General features: G+C 66.4%; 14 protein-coding genes and 1 tRNA gene. 2 read left to right on the top strand and 13 right to left on the bottom strand.

What is annotated here, in order from left to right:
- Position 1: 1 nt before the first annotated feature.
- The 8 genes from BV210_RS09595 to BV210_RS09560 form a co-directional block, all read right to left on the bottom strand.
- Positions 2-736, bottom strand: coding sequence for a hypothetical protein (locus BV210_RS09595; protein ID WP_077206455.1), 735 nt, complete (start codon positions 734-736; stop codon positions 2-4).
- 27 nt (positions 737-763) lie between these two features.
- A complete protein-coding gene (locus BV210_RS09590; protein ID WP_077206454.1) occupies positions 764-1,447 on the bottom strand; it encodes a P-loop NTPase in 684 nt (227 codons plus the stop codon).
- Positions 1,444-2,244, bottom strand: coding sequence for a hypothetical protein (locus tag BV210_RS09585; RefSeq protein ID WP_077206453.1), 801 nt, complete (start codon positions 2,242-2,244; stop codon positions 1,444-1,446). Before BV210_RS09585 ends, BV210_RS09590 begins: the two co-directional genes overlap by 4 nt.
- Before the next feature lie 31 nt (positions 2,245-2,275).
- Positions 2,276-3,091 carry a hypothetical protein gene (locus BV210_RS09580; RefSeq protein WP_077206452.1) on the bottom strand — a complete coding sequence of 272 codons (816 nt, stop codon included), beginning with the start codon at positions 3,089-3,091 and terminating at the stop codon, positions 2,276-2,278.
- A complete protein-coding gene (locus BV210_RS09575) occupies positions 3,088-3,426 on the bottom strand; it encodes a hypothetical protein (RefSeq protein WP_077206451.1) in 339 nt (112 codons plus the stop codon). Before BV210_RS09575 ends, BV210_RS09580 begins: the two co-directional genes overlap by 4 nt.
- 49 nt (positions 3,427-3,475) lie before the next feature.
- Positions 3,476-4,075, bottom strand: coding sequence for a hypothetical protein (locus BV210_RS09570; RefSeq protein ID WP_077208026.1), 600 nt, complete (start codon positions 4,073-4,075; stop codon positions 3,476-3,478).
- 65 nt (positions 4,076-4,140) lie between these two features.
- Positions 4,141-4,446: a hypothetical protein gene (locus BV210_RS09565; protein WP_077206450.1), complete on the bottom strand. Its 306-nt coding sequence runs from the start codon at positions 4,444-4,446 to the stop codon at positions 4,141-4,143.
- Positions 4,446-8,459 carry an LAGLIDADG family homing endonuclease gene (locus BV210_RS09560; RefSeq protein ID WP_077206449.1) on the bottom strand — a complete coding sequence of 1,338 codons (4,014 nt, stop codon included), beginning with the start codon at positions 8,457-8,459 and terminating at the stop codon, positions 4,446-4,448. Before BV210_RS09560 ends, BV210_RS09565 begins: the two co-directional genes overlap by 1 nt.
- Before the next feature lie 159 nt (positions 8,460-8,618).
- On the opposite strand from BV210_RS09560, the gene BV210_RS09555 reads away from it, so the two are divergent.
- Positions 8,619-9,749 carry a hypothetical protein gene (locus BV210_RS09555; protein WP_077206448.1) on the top strand — a complete coding sequence of 377 codons (1,131 nt, stop codon included), beginning with the start codon at positions 8,619-8,621 and terminating at the stop codon, positions 9,747-9,749.
- Here BV210_RS09555 and BV210_RS09550 read toward each other — a convergent pair whose 3' ends face one another.
- Entirely contained in the window at positions 9,750-10,079 is a 330-nt protein-coding gene (locus BV210_RS09550; protein ID WP_077206447.1) for a co-chaperone YbbN, read from the bottom strand. It lies immediately after the preceding gene.
- An 87-nt stretch (positions 10,080-10,166) separates the two neighbouring features.
- Between BV210_RS09550 and BV210_RS09545 the strand changes: the two genes are divergently transcribed.
- Positions 10,167-10,442, top strand: coding sequence for a hypothetical protein (locus tag BV210_RS09545; protein ID WP_077206446.1), 276 nt, complete (start codon positions 10,167-10,169; stop codon positions 10,440-10,442).
- Between the two features lie 39 nt (positions 10,443-10,481).
- On the opposite strand, the gene BV210_RS09540 is transcribed toward BV210_RS09545, so the two are convergent.
- The 4 genes from BV210_RS09540 to BV210_RS19845 form a co-directional block, all read right to left on the bottom strand.
- On the bottom strand, positions 10,482-10,727 hold the full coding sequence (locus BV210_RS09540; protein WP_077206445.1) for a type II toxin-antitoxin system HicA family toxin: 246 nt from the start codon (positions 10,725-10,727) through the stop codon (positions 10,482-10,484).
- Positions 10,728-11,558: 831 nt separating this feature from the next.
- A tRNA-Pro gene (locus BV210_RS09525) sits at positions 11,559-11,631 on the bottom strand.
- 52 nt (positions 11,632-11,683) lie between these two features.
- Complete coding sequence (locus BV210_RS09520; RefSeq protein WP_077208025.1) at positions 11,684-13,555, bottom strand: SLC13 family permease; 1,872 nt, start codon at positions 13,553-13,555, stop codon at positions 11,684-11,686.
- Positions 13,556-13,660: 105 nt separating this feature from the next.
- Positions 13,661-15,757 (bottom strand): hypothetical protein, encoded by a 2,097-nt coding sequence (locus BV210_RS19845; RefSeq protein ID WP_077206442.1) that lies wholly within the window; start codon positions 15,755-15,757, stop codon positions 13,661-13,663.
- Between the last annotated feature and the right edge of the window lie 6 nt (positions 15,758-15,763).

Here is a 15,763-nt window from a genome sequence, read left to right as displayed (position 1 = left end):
ATCACTCCGGATCGGCCCAGTCGTCGAGCGAGCGCTGGTTCGCATCCGTCGGCGTGTCCCGCGAGGTGTCTCCGAACTGCTCGAAGGAGACCTCGTACTCCCGGGGCAGGCCGGAGACGTCGACGCGAGCGTAGATCACCGGCGTCTCCCGGGCCGCATACTCGATCAGTTCCCGCTGGGAGCGTTCGAGCGAGCCACCACCCGTCTTGATCTCACAGCGGTACCGCGCCACCGTTCGCCCAGCGATCGCCACCGACAGCGCGCAGTCGGGTTGCCAGCGCCCGGGTGTCCCGGGGCGGGTTACGGCCGGTGGTGACTCGTCCACGTCGATCGCCAGCGACGTGTCCGGGTCCACGTCCAGATCGTGGCGGACGTACAGTGCCAGCGGCCGGGTCGTCCCATCGCCCGCCGTGAGCAAAGTTTCCCCCAGCGCACCGTACTGGCTCGCATCGACGCCGAACTGCCAGCCGTCGTCCGGTTCGGCCGCCGGGATGGTCGCCCGGGTCGCGCTCGCCCCGACCAGATACGCGTCGGCGTCGGTGTCGTCCTGCGGTGCCACCGACTGAATCCGCACCGGGCTCTCGCCGCGTCGCGTCAGCTCGGCGGCGTCCGCCCGAGCGTCCCCCTCGGCGTCGTAGGAGAGCCGGTCGCCCGCCGACGCGACCAGCTCCGCGACCGCGGAGTTCCGGTCGATCGCCGACGCTTTCACCTCGACCCGGAACTCGTCATCGGCCATGCGTGTGGCCGACACAGGGGTCCCGAATTAACCTCCCGGATTCGTCGCCGACCCGACGGTCGACTCGACGGCCGTGGCCAGCTCCGCGACGCGTGTCGCCGCAGTACTCTCCGGCGCGACTGCGGTGACCGGCTCGCCCCGGTCTTGCGCGTCGGCCAGAGTTGCGGATTCCGGGATGGTCGTCACCGGCGCGCCGAGTTCGCGGGCCAGCGCGTCGGCAGTCCCCCCGTCCGTGGCCCGGTTCAGGACGATCCGCGCCAGCCCGGCGTCGAGTTCCCGCGCCAGCGCCCGGGCCCGGACCGCGTCGGCGACCGCCGGCTCGGCCGGCGTCGTCACCAGCACGCAGGCCTCGGCGACGCAGAGCCCAAGTCCAACGTCACCGCCCAGCCCGGCCGGGCAGTCGACGACCACCCGGCCGTACTCCGCGGCGACCGATTCCACGGCCGACACCAGCCGCGTCGGTTCGGCCGCCCGCGCCCCCGCCAGCGACCGGCCACAGGGCAAGATGGCGACGGGGTTCCCCTCCCGGACCGCTTCGACCGGGTCGGCCCGCCCGGCGAGCACGTCGTGGAGGTCCGGCCCGCGCGCGGCCGGCAGGTCCGCCATCCCCAGATCGGCGTCGACGACCACGGCGTCGAGCGCGGCGGCCAGATTGTACGCCACCGTCGACTTCCCGACGCCGCCCTTGCCACCGGTGACCGCGAGGATCATCGCACCCGGTCCAGCCGCTCGACCGGCACCCTCGCCGCCTCGGCGCGATCGGCCAGGTCCGACGCCCGGGCCGCCAGCCGCGACAGCCGCTCGGCGTCCCGGGACAGCTGTGCCTCCAGATCGCGAACGCCCGCGACGCCACCGACCTCCCGGAGCGTCTCGGTCGCCGCCGGGACCCGCGTCGTCGCCGAGAGCCGGTCGGCCGCCTCGATCCGGTCCGCTACGGCGTCCAGTTCCGCGTCGACCGTCGCAGCCCCGGGTTTCAGGCTCGTACCGGAGCGGCATACGCCACCCTCGTCGCCGCCGGGGTCCGCGACGGCCGCCGAGCGCTCGGCGTCGCAAGACCCGGACGAGTGGGGTTCGGTCTCTCGGGAACCGGACGACTGCGCGCCGCTGTCGACATCGGGTGTCGGTACGGCGTCCCGCGGCGGGCGGGGCACACCGAGCGTGCGGACGACGCCGTCGGCCGTCGCGTCTACGGTCGGCACGGCGACCCGTGGCTCGACGCCGTCGTCGTCGGCGTCGACGGGTTCGGTCTCCGCGACGGCCAGGGGCGGGTCGGCCGGCGGTGCCGGGCTCGCGACACCCACCGGCCGGACCTCCTCGGCCGCCAGAACGCACTCGAACCCGTCGTCGTCCCAGCCGTCGGCGGGTACGCCCTGTCGACGCGGCGGCCAGAGCGGGCCGTCGAGACGACTCGTCAGTCGGACGCGGCAGGCGTCGCCCGTGTTCTCGACGCGACCGGTCACGAGCGTCACGCCGTTCTCGCGCGACGCTGTACAGGAAAGCGTCACCATGAGACGACCTGGTCTCGGCTTCGGATTTAAACTACAGGCGAAGTACCGCTGCTTCGAGCCAGTCCGCAGCCGTCGCCGGGTCGGCGAACCGATCACAGGACAGCACCACCGGCGCACGTAGATCGGCGATCCGGGCCGCCGCCAGCGCCGTCGTCACGTCCCCGGCCTCGAACGGGTCGGTCGGCGTGGTCCACGGCGCGGCCGCGACCGCGTCCCGGTACGCGTCGGCGACCGCGTCCGCGAGCGACGCGCGGGCCGCCCGCCGGAGGTTCGCCAGCCTGTCTTCCAGTTCCATCCGGCGCTCGCGGGCGTCCCGTGCAGTCCGGGCAGCCTCGGTCGCAGCCTCGTGGGCCTCGCGAGCGGCGATCAGGTCGGTCCGTACGTCGGTGAGGTCCCGCATAGCCGCCGCCAGTTCGGCCTCAACGTCGGCCGTCTCGGCGTCCCGCTCGCGGAGCACCTGGACCCGCCCCCGCAACTCCGCCACCCGCTCGTCGAGTCGCTCGACCTCCTCCGCCTGCTCGGCGACGGCTTCCCGTGCCGACCGCGTCGACGCCGCCGGCACGGTCAGTTCGGCCAGCTTCGACTCCACCTCGGCGATCCGGTCGTCCTCCGGTGCCGTCTGCCCCCGCGAGCGCGCCGCTACAGCGAGCACAGCCCGAGTCGAGACGGCCATCTCCGGGTGAACGTCGCCGACCCGCTCGTGAGCCAGGCCGGGGTCAGGACAGTCGACAGTGACGGGCGCGGCGTCCCCCCGGACTGCCGCCACGGCGTCGGCCCGCGACACGTCCAGATCGCGAGCGTCGACGACCCGGCCCGTCCGAACCACACCCCCGCACTCGACCCTCATAGCTCGCGGTCTTTCATCGCCGCCGGGTCCGGATGCGCCTCGCCGCTCGCGAACTTCGCGTACGGCGTGCTGGCGTGCTCCCGATCGGCGTAGGCCTTCGCGGCCTCCCGAACCGTCTCGGGTACCGCCTCGAACTCGTTGAGCGGTTCCGTCCGCTCGACCTGCACGTCGACGCCGTACTCCGCCCGGAGCCTGAGCGCGAGGAAGGCTCCGAACTCGGACTCCTCGAGCAGCGCCGCGCGACCGAATCGCCGGACGACCGTCTCCTCGTGGGCCCCACAGGCGTTCCGGAGCGTCTGCCGAGCCGCCCGGGAGTAGGTGACCACCAGCAGCACATCGGAACCGCCAGCCCAACACGTCAAAAAAGTATCCAAACCGGTCGCGCTATCCGACGAGGTTGCGGGTGCGCACATCGGCCCCGCCGTCCTCGCGGAGTCGGACCTCGGCGTCGAACAGCGACAGCAGCGTGTCGATGGTCTGCTGGTCGTGAGCGTTCGGGTCGATGTGGAAGTGCGAGACTGCGCCGACCGAGTACAGCTGGCCGGTCAGCGCGTGGAGAAACTCGTAGGCGGTTTCCAGATCCACGTACTGCAAGAGGGCGGTCACCGAGTCAAAACAGACCGCGATCCGCTCGTCACGCCCCGAGATGAACTCCCCCACCTTGATTCCGATACCAGTGAGATCGCTGGCGTTCGAGACGGTCTGGACAGCGTTCGGGTCGATATCGGCGTTCCCGCCGCCACCGCCGACGGTCTCGCCGACGGCGATCACGCCGAAATCGGACGGGTCCGTGCCGTGAACCGACCGCCACCGGTCGAGACAGGCCCCTGCCGGCTTGGTGAACGACACCCAGAGTACGCTCACGTCGCCGGGAGCGTCCTGTGTGAGCAGGTCGACGCAGGCCCCGTCGGCCCCCCCACTCATCGACGGCGCGCCGAACAGGATCGTCGTCGCGTCCCCGATTCGCTCGTTGATATCAGACATTTCGGCTGTCACCGGCGCTCTGTCTGCCTATTTGGGAGACCCCGCTAAAACCCTTCGGGTGTTGTCTAGTCGCTGGACCCGCCCACTCCCCCGTCAGCGACCCGCTCGACGCCGACCGCCCCGTCGGACACGCCGTCGAACAGCGACCGAACCCGCTCGCGGGCGTCCTGCTCACCGGTCGCCATCACGACCGCCCCCGACACCCGGTCGGGTCCACTGACCCGATAGGCCGCCAGGTCACCCTCGAACTCCGTCGCGTACGTCCGCAAGATACCGCGAACGTCCCGCTCCAGCCCGTCGAGATCCGTCTCACCGTCCTCGAACGCCGCCAGCGCGTCCTCGAGGTTCCGAAGGGCCGAGATCCGGTCCATTATGTCGTCCTGAGGTGGTCGTTGCGAGGCTCGTACACCTCACCTTGCTGTTTGAGCTTGTCGATCTCGTGTTCGGCCTTCGAACGCTCCATGCCCGCCTCCTCGGCGCGTTCGAGCACGCGCTCGACCGGTGCCCCCTCGTCGTACTCCTCTTCGATCTCCCCGATCAACGTCTTCAGGTTCTTGATCCGGTCGCGCTGACTCTTCGAGGTTCCCGTCTCGATCACGTCCGCGTCGAGCTCGCCCGTCTCCGGGTCCATCCCGATGTCTTCGAGGGTTCGCTGGACGATCTCGATCACCCGTCGGGCGTCGTCGACTTCCACGGTATCGGACAGGCGAATGCGAGCACTCGCCTCCGCCAGCCGCACCAGCGCCTCCAGTTTCCGGGCCGTCACCGGCACCGGCGCGTCCTCGTCGGACCCCTGGGAGCGCAGGTCGACGTAGAACTCCCGGATCTCGGCTTTGGCCTCCTCGGTCATCGTCGGGAAGACGTTCCGTTTCGCGTAGGCCACGTACTTCCTGAGGAGTTCCGCGTCGATCTCCGGCGCGACCTCGTCCGTGACCCGCTCGACCTCCTCCTCCGTGTAATCGGAAGCGCTCGTTTCCGTGCGGTGGGTGTTCAACTCCCCGGCGTAATTGGTCGTCAGGATGTGTTCCGCGAGGTTGCGGTCCTCCTCCTCGTCGGGCTTGTCCGTCACCGTGAAGATCAGGTCGAACCGGGAGATGAGGGCGGGTTCGAGGTCGATCTGCTCGGCTATGGGTTCGTACTGGTCGAAGCGACCGTACTTGGGGTTGGCCGCGCCCAGGAGTGAACAGCGACTTTTCAATGTGGCGTTAATACCAGCCTTAGAAACCGAAATCGACTGCTGCTCTAGCGCCTCATGCATTGCTGATCGGTCTTCTGAGTTGTGAATGACCATCCCGTTGGCAACGAAATTATGTGTACCTTCGACAGTCAAATCGTACACTTTCGGTTCTTGATGGTATTCTATGGAGTCGAGTAATTCGGTCGCTTCCTCTCGGATCTGGGCGGTTCGATCCTCGACAGCCTGACGAACGTCATCGATCCGGTCCGTTTCGACGACATCATTGAACCAGCGAGAAACGGTCGACCCTGCGACACCTAGATCGTTTGCGATATCCTGATACGAAATACCGTACGTATCGAGTGTCGAATCCAAATCGTCCCACGTGTCAGTAGCCGGGTCGGCGGACAGTAGCTGACGAGCGCGCTGTTCAGCAACGTCGGTGTCACAGCCCAGTAGATCTGCGAGTTGCTGTTTCTGAAGAAGAATCTGGTCCTCGTTAACTTTCGTAGACGAAACAGTCTCGGCCGTCTGGACTTTTCGCCATTTCACGTCGCCATAAACAAGGGATTGCAGTCCGCTCAAATCAGTCTCTGCGACGGCAGTGACAAACTTCGAGAGGCGCTCGCGGACACATTCCCGGAGTGCCTCATCGACCCCCCACAGTCGCGACACCTGCTGCTGGCTGTATCGTGTTCCGTCTGCGATCTGTCGCTGAGAGACGTGATACCGTTCTCGCAACTCAACAAGCCGTGACCAGTCGGCGTTTTCGATGCGTTGTCTATCGGCTTGTCCCTCCTGCTTGCGCTCTTTGAACGTCTCCAGTACTGTCCGGGCTGCACGGAGTGAAATATTGGCATCGCCGTTCTCGAAGTTGCAGTAGGTCGCATCGTCGATTCCACACTCCGACTGATAGAGGCAAAGGGATTCTCGTATCTCTCGGAGTGTCTCCCCGACATCAGGAACGACATCAAGGATCGTCCGGTCGCCGGAGACGGCCTCGACAACGTCTTCGAGGGCCTGTTGTTTCCTGTCTAGCGTAAATCCGACGTACCGATCGAACGCGGCCAACGACTCGGCGTCAGTGATCGCCAGCACGTAGAGGTCACGACGATCGTCCCGTTCGCGTGTCTGAATCTGGCTGGAAATTCCGAACTCCAAGAGGAGATGCTTGGTCCCCAGGAGGAGTTCGTAACTGGCCGAGTGCAACTTCACGTTCCTGTCGTCGACCGTGCCCTCGCTATCGGCGAACGCACGGATGAATGCAGCCTTCGCAGCCCCTCCGGCCGTGGAAACGCCCGCAGGGAGACGCTTCCCGTCGTACGTTTCGAGATTCATGCCGGCGTCGAGTACCGCATCGGCGTACTCTTTGCCGGACACACGAACCGTCTCGACGCCGTCCGCACGCTGCTCACTTACCGGTCGAATCGGCTGCGTGTCGAAGGCGTCGCGACAGGCTCGTTCGAAGTCCGTCAGCAGTTCTTCTTCGGCGTTCGTAAACCGAATTCCGTAGACCCCCTCACTCCGATCGTAGTATACGTTTCCGTCCCCGGAGAGGTAACCGAGAACGGCAGCCAGTGACGGGGAAAGTTGTGACTTCGTATCCACTGCCAGATCCGAAGCCGTCGCGACGCCACCGTCCGCTGCCGGTTCGGATAACCGACGTGGCACGTAAACCCAATCGTCGGATTTGAGTTCTCCCGCTGGTTTCTCGACGCGCTCTCCGTCCTCGAACACGAAGAACGGATGGTCCTCAGTCGCCGTCAGTCGCTCGCCGCTCTGGAGCGTCACTCGCGTCAGTCCCTCGGGCGCGTCATATTCGTGGATCGCCGTCACCGGTCGACGGACCAACTGCCCGTCGTCCGTCATCGTCCAAGCCTCGATATCGAGATCTCGGATCGTCTGGCCGTTGGGCAGTTGTTCTATCTGTCCGTTTTCGTATTTTTCTTTTGCCAATTCTCCGATACGGCAAATTCGCCCGTCCCCGAGATGAACCAGTGTGTCGCCCGTCACACAGCGCATCTTGTCAAGTTCGTCGACGGCTGCGATTCCCTGGTCAGCGAGGACGAGCGCTCCAGCTTCCAGTGTCCACTGCTGGCCGTCGCCGAAGTCGTCCCTCACAGCTGCAGCAGTCAACCCCGCGCTGGAGCTACCTTTCCCAGACGTGTAAACAGACCGAGGTGCAATCTCTCGGATATATTGTAACATCTGGCTCTTCCCCGTACCCGGATCCCCGATCAGCAGCATGTGGAGGTCGCCGCGAATCCTCGATTCGTCGGGGAGGTGTTTGGTGACGCCGGAAAAGAGCTGGAGGATCATCGCCAGTTTGGCCTGGCGGTAGCCGTAGATGGAGGGGGCGATGGAGTCGACCATCGTCTCGTAGATGTCCTCCTCCTCCGAGAGGGAGACGATCTCTTTTTTGTCCTCGTCGGTGATGTCCATGTCCTCGAACTGCTCGTCCTCGATGGTGACCGCGGAGCCGTCCATGTAGACGTCGAACATGGGCGATTTCTCCTGTTGGCCACCCTGTTGATCGAGGTTGAGTTCGCCGCTGACCCGGACGTGGTCGCCGGCGGTCACCTCCCCCGTGATATCGTCCTCGATGTTCACGTCGATGCTCTGGGGCGTCTCGCCGCCCCGAAGACCTTCGGGACTCTCCTGGACCCGGAGTTTCTGGGCGTCGACGAACTCCGACTGGTCGTAGTTGATGCGGAAGGGACCCTGGCGTTCACACCCCTGGCACTCGTGGGGTTCCTGGAAGTCGCCGGCGGTCTGGGGGATGCGGGTGAGCGTGCCACAGCGCTGGCACTCGAAGGCGGCGGTGGTCACCTTGGGGCGGACGTCCGTGGCCTTGCGGACGATTCCCGTCACGGCGATCAACTTGCCGCGGTGGTCGGCGCGGATGTCGCGGATTCCCGTGGTCTCGGGCAGGTTCTGGACGCGGACGTGGGCCTGGCCGAGTTTCACGTCCACGGGGAGATCGTAGAGTCGCAGGGCCTCCTCGGCGTAGTCCTGGAACTGGCCGGGGTGGTTGCGGTAGTCGTCGGCCAGGTCCGGGTCGAACCGGTAGAGGTCCTGCCAGTCGATGTAGAGGGACTTCTGTTCGTTGGGGTATTTCTGGGCGAGTTCACCGATCTCGTTGCGGTAGTAGTTGCGATAGAACTCCTCGAAGAGATCGATGACCTCCGTATCCTCCGCGCGCGCCATCTGTCGTCACCGGGTTGTGCCCACTCGCCTAAGAAGGTTCGCAACGCGGGGTGGAAGTGAACGCTGCCCGGGACGGTCGGATCAAGGGCCGACCGCGTGCCGGCCGTCGGATCGGTCGGATGGACAGAGTTAACACGACATCCACACGTTCTCGAACCCATGCGCCGCCGTACCCTCCTCGCGACCGTCGGTGCCGGACTCGCGGCCGGCTGTTCGGAGTCGATTCCGCTGCTCGGCGACGAGACCCCCGCGAACACCGAGTCCACGCCACAGGATAGCGAGTCGCCCTCCGAATCACCGCCGACCGAGACAGCCGAGTCGACCGCGACTGACGCCGAGCCCACCGAGGAACCCACCGAGACCGAGACGCCGAACCGGGCCGAGCGCCGCGGTGCCGAAGTCGTCGGGAACGCCCGCGAACAGCTCGGCAAGGCATACGACGCGTACGTCGCCTTCGCCGACGCCGGCGAGGACAGCGGCGAGGGCGAACCGGCCACGCTGCTCGACGTGACCGTCACGACCGAGGTGACGTTCTCGCACGTGGCCAGTCCCGTCAGCAAAGCTCGCAGTACGCTCGACGACCTCCCGCGTCGGGCCAGCGGCGAGCAGATCGAAGCGGAGCGTCGGCTCCGGGGCGTCGCAACCGTCCTCGACCAGGGGATCCGCTGTCAGGACGACCTCCGGGACGCTTACGAGGAGTTCGATTACGTCCTCGGTCGGATCTACGCCGACAGCACCGGAACCGTCCCCAACGCCCTCGGCAGAATGCGCACCAATCGGTCGGACGCCGCCGACCACCTGAACACCATCGAGACCGAGACGGCTGTCGAGGACGTCGACGCGTTCGACCGACTCGACCAATCGGCCTACGAGGCGAAGGTCGCCCAGCTCAGACGCGCCGTCTCGGCCTTCGAGACGCTCCCCGACGCGCTCGCCAACGTCAAGCGCGGTCTCGACGCCTTCAGGAACGGATCCGAAGACTACCGGAACGAGCGATACCTCTCGGCGGAACGGGCGTTCCCGACGGCCCGGGACGAACTCCGCTCGGCGACCGACACGCTGGCGAATCTCGATGCACCCGAACCGATGGCCGACGCAATCGCGGATCTGGCCAGTGTCACCGACGCGCTCGCGCTGGCCGCCGTCGACCTCGAGACCGCCGCCGACACGGGATCCCGGGGCGAGCGCGAGGAACGCGACGCTGCTCTCGCCGACGCGAGGGCACACCTGCGCGAGTCCGAGGTGGCCGTCGAGCGCCTCGAGGTCGTCCAGCGCCTCCTGAACCGGTAGTTACGCTTCGACGAACCCTTCGAGTTCGTCCGCGCCGACGAACCCCTCCGCTTTCCGCGCGACGGGCTCGCCATCCTCGAACAGGACCAGCAACGGGACGCTCTGTACCCGAAACCGGTCGACCAGCGGCGGATCGTCCCGCGGATTGACGAGTCCGACCGGGATTCCCGTCGCCCGCGCCACGTTCCCCAGTACTGGCTCCATGCTCTGACAGATCGTACAGCCGTCCGTGTAGAACTCCACCAGCGCACGGTCGTGGTCGCCCACGAACGCGTCCAGTTCCGCCTCGTCGGCCAGGTGTTCCGGTCGGTTCTCTGTCTGCTCGCTCATACTCTATCGAGGGGTTCGAGCCGTTTAGCCTCGGCGGCCGGCACCTGCCGGCAGTCCCCTCTTGGCCCCCGGCGGCCAAGCGACGATATGGCACAGACCCCCTCGATCAGCGACGTCGAGACGACCGAGGACTTCTTCCACGTCCGCTACCGCGACCCCGACGAGTTCGACGAGATCCGGACACCCGACTGGGCCGAAAACGCCGCGAGTTCCGTCGCCGACGGGAGCGAGGTGCGGACCGGCGACCGCGAAGGCGACGAGGACTGGCTCGTCCAGAGCGTGCTGGTTCCCGTCGACGTGGCCGAAAACGAGGACGACGCGCGGGAACTGGCCGACGAGATCGTCGCGAAGATTCGGGAGTAAGTGGTCACGTACGGGTGTCGACAGCCCGATTCTACGGAACTAAAGAAGATCCTCAATAGCGTCCAGAAATTTCTGAAAGTCATTTGCTCCACATTGATCTGCGATATCACGGAGCGTTCCAGTCGCAATCTCGTCGTGCATCGGGACGATGACCGTCCGTTTCTCTCCAGTATCCGGGTGAATATAGCGGAGTTTGGCGTGACTACCAGTCTGGTCGATACGCTTGTAGTCCCACTTATCGAGGGCTTTCACGATTTCTTTACCGGAGTACGTCCGTCGCGACACGGATAGCGCAAGGAGGGGACTTCCCAAGAAGGTTCGCAACGCGCGGTGAAAGCGGGGTTTGCATTGAGTTACGTCGGAAAAATACCTCAGGAATCAAACCAAGGTGCGTCTGGTTCCTGAATATCTTCGTCATCAGGATCCGGGCGAGAATGGAGATTCAGTGCCTCTGCAAGGTTTGACAAAGCCTCTGGTTTCGAACTCCCCTGGCTCGCTACTCCTGTTTCTTCATCCCGAGCAACGATGAGGCCGTCACTCTCGAACACAGTGACCGTCCCACTGTTATCTGGTGCCCGAGGCGTCGTTCCCATGGGTGTACCCATACGACGAGAAAGGTTAGGACTTTCCCCTCAACCGTCCCGACCGCCCCGACCACCACGAACGACCCGTTCGACCCTGCAATTATGAGGTGAACTGGCCGGTCGAATCCCGGGTTTCCGTTATCTCCAAAAAGCAAGAGTTCAACCCCGACAACGTCGTCGTGAGCCCACTGTTCGTGCTCTCGTCGGCAATTACGACGGGACTCATCAGGCTTTCAGTTCATGGGCTTCAACTTCGCCAGTACCGCACTCCAGTCCACTGGCAAGGGCTACAAGACCACCATCTCCTTCGTGACCCAAGTCTCGGTGGCCCCGCTGGGGGCAGCCGACGCAAGCGGCCGGTCGGAACAGGCAAGCATACGCGCGAACGTAGTGAGCGTGAAGGATGTTTTTCCCCACGTTTTTTGCAATAGTGAGGGACCGGAGGTCCCTCATACCATGCGAACGGGCGCTACGCGCCCGTGAGCAGAAGGGGGTTCACCGAAGGCGAATCTCCCTGCAGTAAAAAGTGGGATGGGACCGCCCGGATTTGAACCGGGGTCACGGGCACCCAAGGCCCGAAGTATACCAGGCTAACCCACGGTCCCGCGACTGTATTTCCTGCCCGCCCGGAAGTAAGCGTTTCGTTGCGGATCTATCTCAAAGCCCGAAGAAGAAGGCGATGCCGACGGTGGTGACGACGGCGAAGACCAACTGGAGCGGGCCGCCGACGCGGATGTAGTCGGTGAAGCGGTAGCCACCGGGGCCGTAGACGAAGAGGTTGGTCTGGTAGCCCACGGGGGTCATGAAGGCCGTCGAGGCGGCGAAGGTGACGGCGAGGACGAACGAAAAGGCCGAGGCACCGAGGTCCTGGGCGACGGTCACCGCGACGGGGATCATGAGGACGACGCTGGCGTTGTTGCTGATGATGTTCGTCAACAGGGCGGTGACGACGTACATGAGCCCGAGGACGGCGATGGCGGGCAGTGCGGCCGCGGCGAGGACGATCAGGTCCGCGATCAGATCCGCGCCGCCGGTCTGCTCCATGGCGATGCCGAGCGGGATGACGCCGGCCAGCAGGAAGATCACGTCCCACTGGACGGACTCGTACACCTCGGGCGGGCGCAGACAGCCCGTCACGACCATCCCGAGCGAGCCAGCGAGTGCTGCTGTGACGATGGGCAAGACGTCGACAGCCGCCAGCAGGACGACCCCGGCGACGATCCCCAGCGCGACAGGGATCTTCGACTGCCGGAAGTCGGGGCGTTCGATCTCCCCGGCGACGATGAAGTTGCGGTTGCGATCCAGTCGCTTCAGCGAGTCCGGCGATCCCTGGACGAGCAGGGTGTCGCCCACACGCAGGGGCACGTGGTCCATACGTTTGCGGAACACCTCGCCGCCCCGCCGGAGCGCCAGGACGGTCGCGTCGAACTGCTGACGGAACTCCGAACTGACGAGAGTCTCGCCGACCAGCGCGGCACCGGGTGCGACGACGACCTCGACGAGGTTCTGGCGCTCGTTGGCGGCCTCCAGTTCGGCCTCGTCCACGTCCACCTCGGGGAGCAGATCGAGGCCTTCGGCGTCGCTGACCTCGACGAGCGTGTCCCGGTCGGTCCGGATCGCGAACACGTCGCCAGCCCGGATCGTCTTCTGGCCCAGCGGTTCGAGGAAGACCTCCTCGCCCCGGATCAACTGGATCAGGTCCACGTCGAAGTCGAACTCGGCCATGGCCTCCTTCACTGTTCGGCCGACGACCGGCGAGTCCTCGCGGACCACGACCTCGGTGAGGTACTCGCCCATCTCGAACTCCTCGGTGAGGTCCTCGTCGGGCTTGATCCGGGCGGGCGTGAGCCACCGGCCGACGGTCATGAGGTAGGCCGCGCCGACGACGGTCAGCACGAGACCGAGCTGTGTGAACTCGAACATGGAAAAGGCGTGCAGATCCAGCGACGGGTACTGCACGGCCAGCCGGCCGGCGATGTCGGAGGCCAAAATGTTCGTCGAGGTCCCGATCAGCGTCAACATCCCGCCGAACATCGAGGCGTAGGACAGCGGCAAGAGGAGTTTCGACGGCGAGTTCTTGCCCTCGTGGGCCAGATCGGTCACCATCGGCAACAGAATCGCGACCGCCGCGGTGTTGTTGATGAAGCCCGAGATTGGGCTGACGAAGCCGATGGTGGCCCCGAGCTGGCGCGGCTCGCTGTCGCGGGTGAACGCGGCGATCTTCCGGCCGACGATCTGGATGATGCCCGTCCGCTGGACGCCCGCGCTCAGGACGAACATCGCCAGGACGGTGATCGTCGCCGGGTTCGCGAAGCCGGAGATGCCGCGCTCGACGGCCGAGATGCCCCGTTCTGGGTCGCTGAGGACGACCATCGGGTCCGCGAGCAGGCCGAGATCGGCGGCCACCACGGAGAGCGGTTCGACGAGCAAGAGCGCGACCATCACGCCGATGGCGGTGATGTCGATGGGCACCGGCTCCGTCGCGAACAGGACCAGCGCGACGAAGATCAGCGCGAAGACGAACGCCATCTCGGGCGTGATCGGCGCGAGTGCCACGGTCGACCTCTCTGGGCCCGGATACGAAAAACTACAGGGTCCGACGCGCCGGACCGCGGGGTCGGTCGGCCCGTGGGCTCACGCGTCCAGTCGGTTCCGGATGGCCGCGTAGGTGGCAGCGAAGGAGTCGTCACCGCGGAAACAGCCGGCCGCGACGCCGAGCGGGTCCAGCCGCGCGACGCCGTTGGCTCCCTCGACGACGAACTGCAGGCCCTCGTCGGTACGCCCCCACTCGCCGCCGACGGTCCCCTCGATCACCAGCGCGAAGTAGCCGCCGGCCTCTGTCACGCGGTCGATCCCGAACTGCGAGTCCGGGTCCTCGAGGGAGAAGTCCGCGAACATCGCCGCGTCGTACTCCTCGGTGACGAGGCGGTCGAGGCGGTCCAGCGAGTCCGGCGAGAAGTCCAGATCGTAGCCGGGATAGGTCGCCGCGAACGCCTCGGCGTTCTCGCGTAACTCGTCGGGGGCCGGGAGCGTCGGGCCCGACTCCGCCGGTCCGCTGTCGCTGATCTCCGCGGCGAGGGCGTCGCGTTCGGCGTCCGCGTCGTTTTCGGCCGTATCGGTCGACCGCTCGGCGGGTGTCTCCGCAGGTTCGTCGTCGGCGGCCGTGGCGTCTGCAGGCTCGGCCGCGCCGGCCGCAGATGCGTCCGCTGCGTCCGGCGTGTCCATCCCGTCCTCGTCCGAGCGGTCGACCAGCCCGGCGGCGACCGTCTCCGCGATGGCGGTCTCCACCGGCGACTTCCCCTCCGGATCGACGGTCGGGTCGTGATCGTCCTCGGTGGCTTCGTCGCCCGCGTCGGCGTGCCCGGTTTCGGTCTCGCCGTCCTCGCCAGTGCGGTCCCCCGGATCGGATGCAGTGACATCGGTAGCGGCGGGTTCGGGAGTGTCTGGCGCAGCAGTATCGGACTCGTCGACTGCCTCGGCATCGGCAGAGTCCGGCTCGGCGGGGTCTGCGACCGCCACGTCCGCCCGTCCGCCGACGACCGATTCGGCCAGCGGGTCGGTGCCGTCGTGCTCGTCCGATCCGTCGTCGGCGGACACCGATCCATCGCCAGCCGCTTCGGTCGCCGAGATCGGGTCGTCCGCGTCGTCTCCCGCCTGCGCATCAGCCGAGCCGGCCATCGCTGACGTGTCGTCGGCCGCGTCCTCACCACCGTCGTCTTCGTCGGGCCGTACAGCGGTGAGGTCCTCGTCCTCCCGGTCGGTCGCGGCGGGCGTCTCCGTCGTAGGTGTCACACCTGCGGTCGTGGCCACCTCCGGGATTTCCAGGTTCGCCCGATCGGTGAGGTCGTTGAACCGCATGGCGAAGACCGCGGGACCGGTCAGCGACTCCGCGGCGACCGAAAAGACCGGAACGGGAATCGGCGGTGCGCTGGTATTGCCTTCGACGGCAACGACGATGTCGTCGTCCCGGCGGGTCCACTCGGCGTCGAGGCTCCGGACCAGCACCTCGCCGTAGTAGCTGCCGAGCTGTTTGACCAGTTCCGTGTACATCCCCGAGTCCATGTCCTCGCCACCGAGTTCGGTGTCCTCGAAGCGATCCGTGTCCCACTCGCTGTCGGCGAGTTCGTCCAGTCGGGCCAGCGAGCGCGGGGCGAAGTTCAGATCGTAGCCGTCCCAGAACTCGGCGAGTTCCTCGGCGTGGGCCGCCATGTCGCTCGTGTCGAGCGGAGTCGGTTCCGGATCGTCCGGCTCCTCCTCGTCCGCCGTGAACCGGTCGGCCACCTCACCGAAGACCGGTTCCTCCGCGAAGGAGTGGCCGGCCAGTTCGAACACGTCGACGGTGGCTGGTTCGCCCTCGTAGATCAGCGAGACCGCCCAGCGCTCGCCGTCTTCCACCCACTCGCCGTCGCGCTGGCGGACGAGCACCTCACCGAGGTAGCTGCCCGCCTGGATCGTGTAGCGGGTGTGGAGGTCGGCGACGGAGTCGTCGCCTTCGTCGTGGAGCACGTCGAGTTTCGCGCCCTGCTTCGCGGCGAAGTCGTCTAGTCTGGAGAGCGAGTCGAGCGAGTAGTCCAGTTCGTGGGCGTCCCAGTCGGCGACGGCGTCGGCGGCCTTGTTCCGGAACGTCGTCGGCGTGGGATCCGGGCGCTCGGGTGCGCCCGCGTCGGCGTCGTCGTCCCCCGGCTCGTCGTCCCCCGAAACGAGCCCGCGGACGGAGTCGAAAAGCCCCATACCACG

Source organism: Halorientalis sp. IM1011, from assembly GCF_001989615.1.
In the GTDB taxonomy this organism is placed as follows: domain Archaea; phylum Halobacteriota; class Halobacteria; order Halobacteriales; family Haloarculaceae; genus Halorientalis.
The sequence above is the reverse complement of the archived record's forward strand: the minus strand, read 5'-3'. Positions and strand labels throughout refer to the sequence as shown.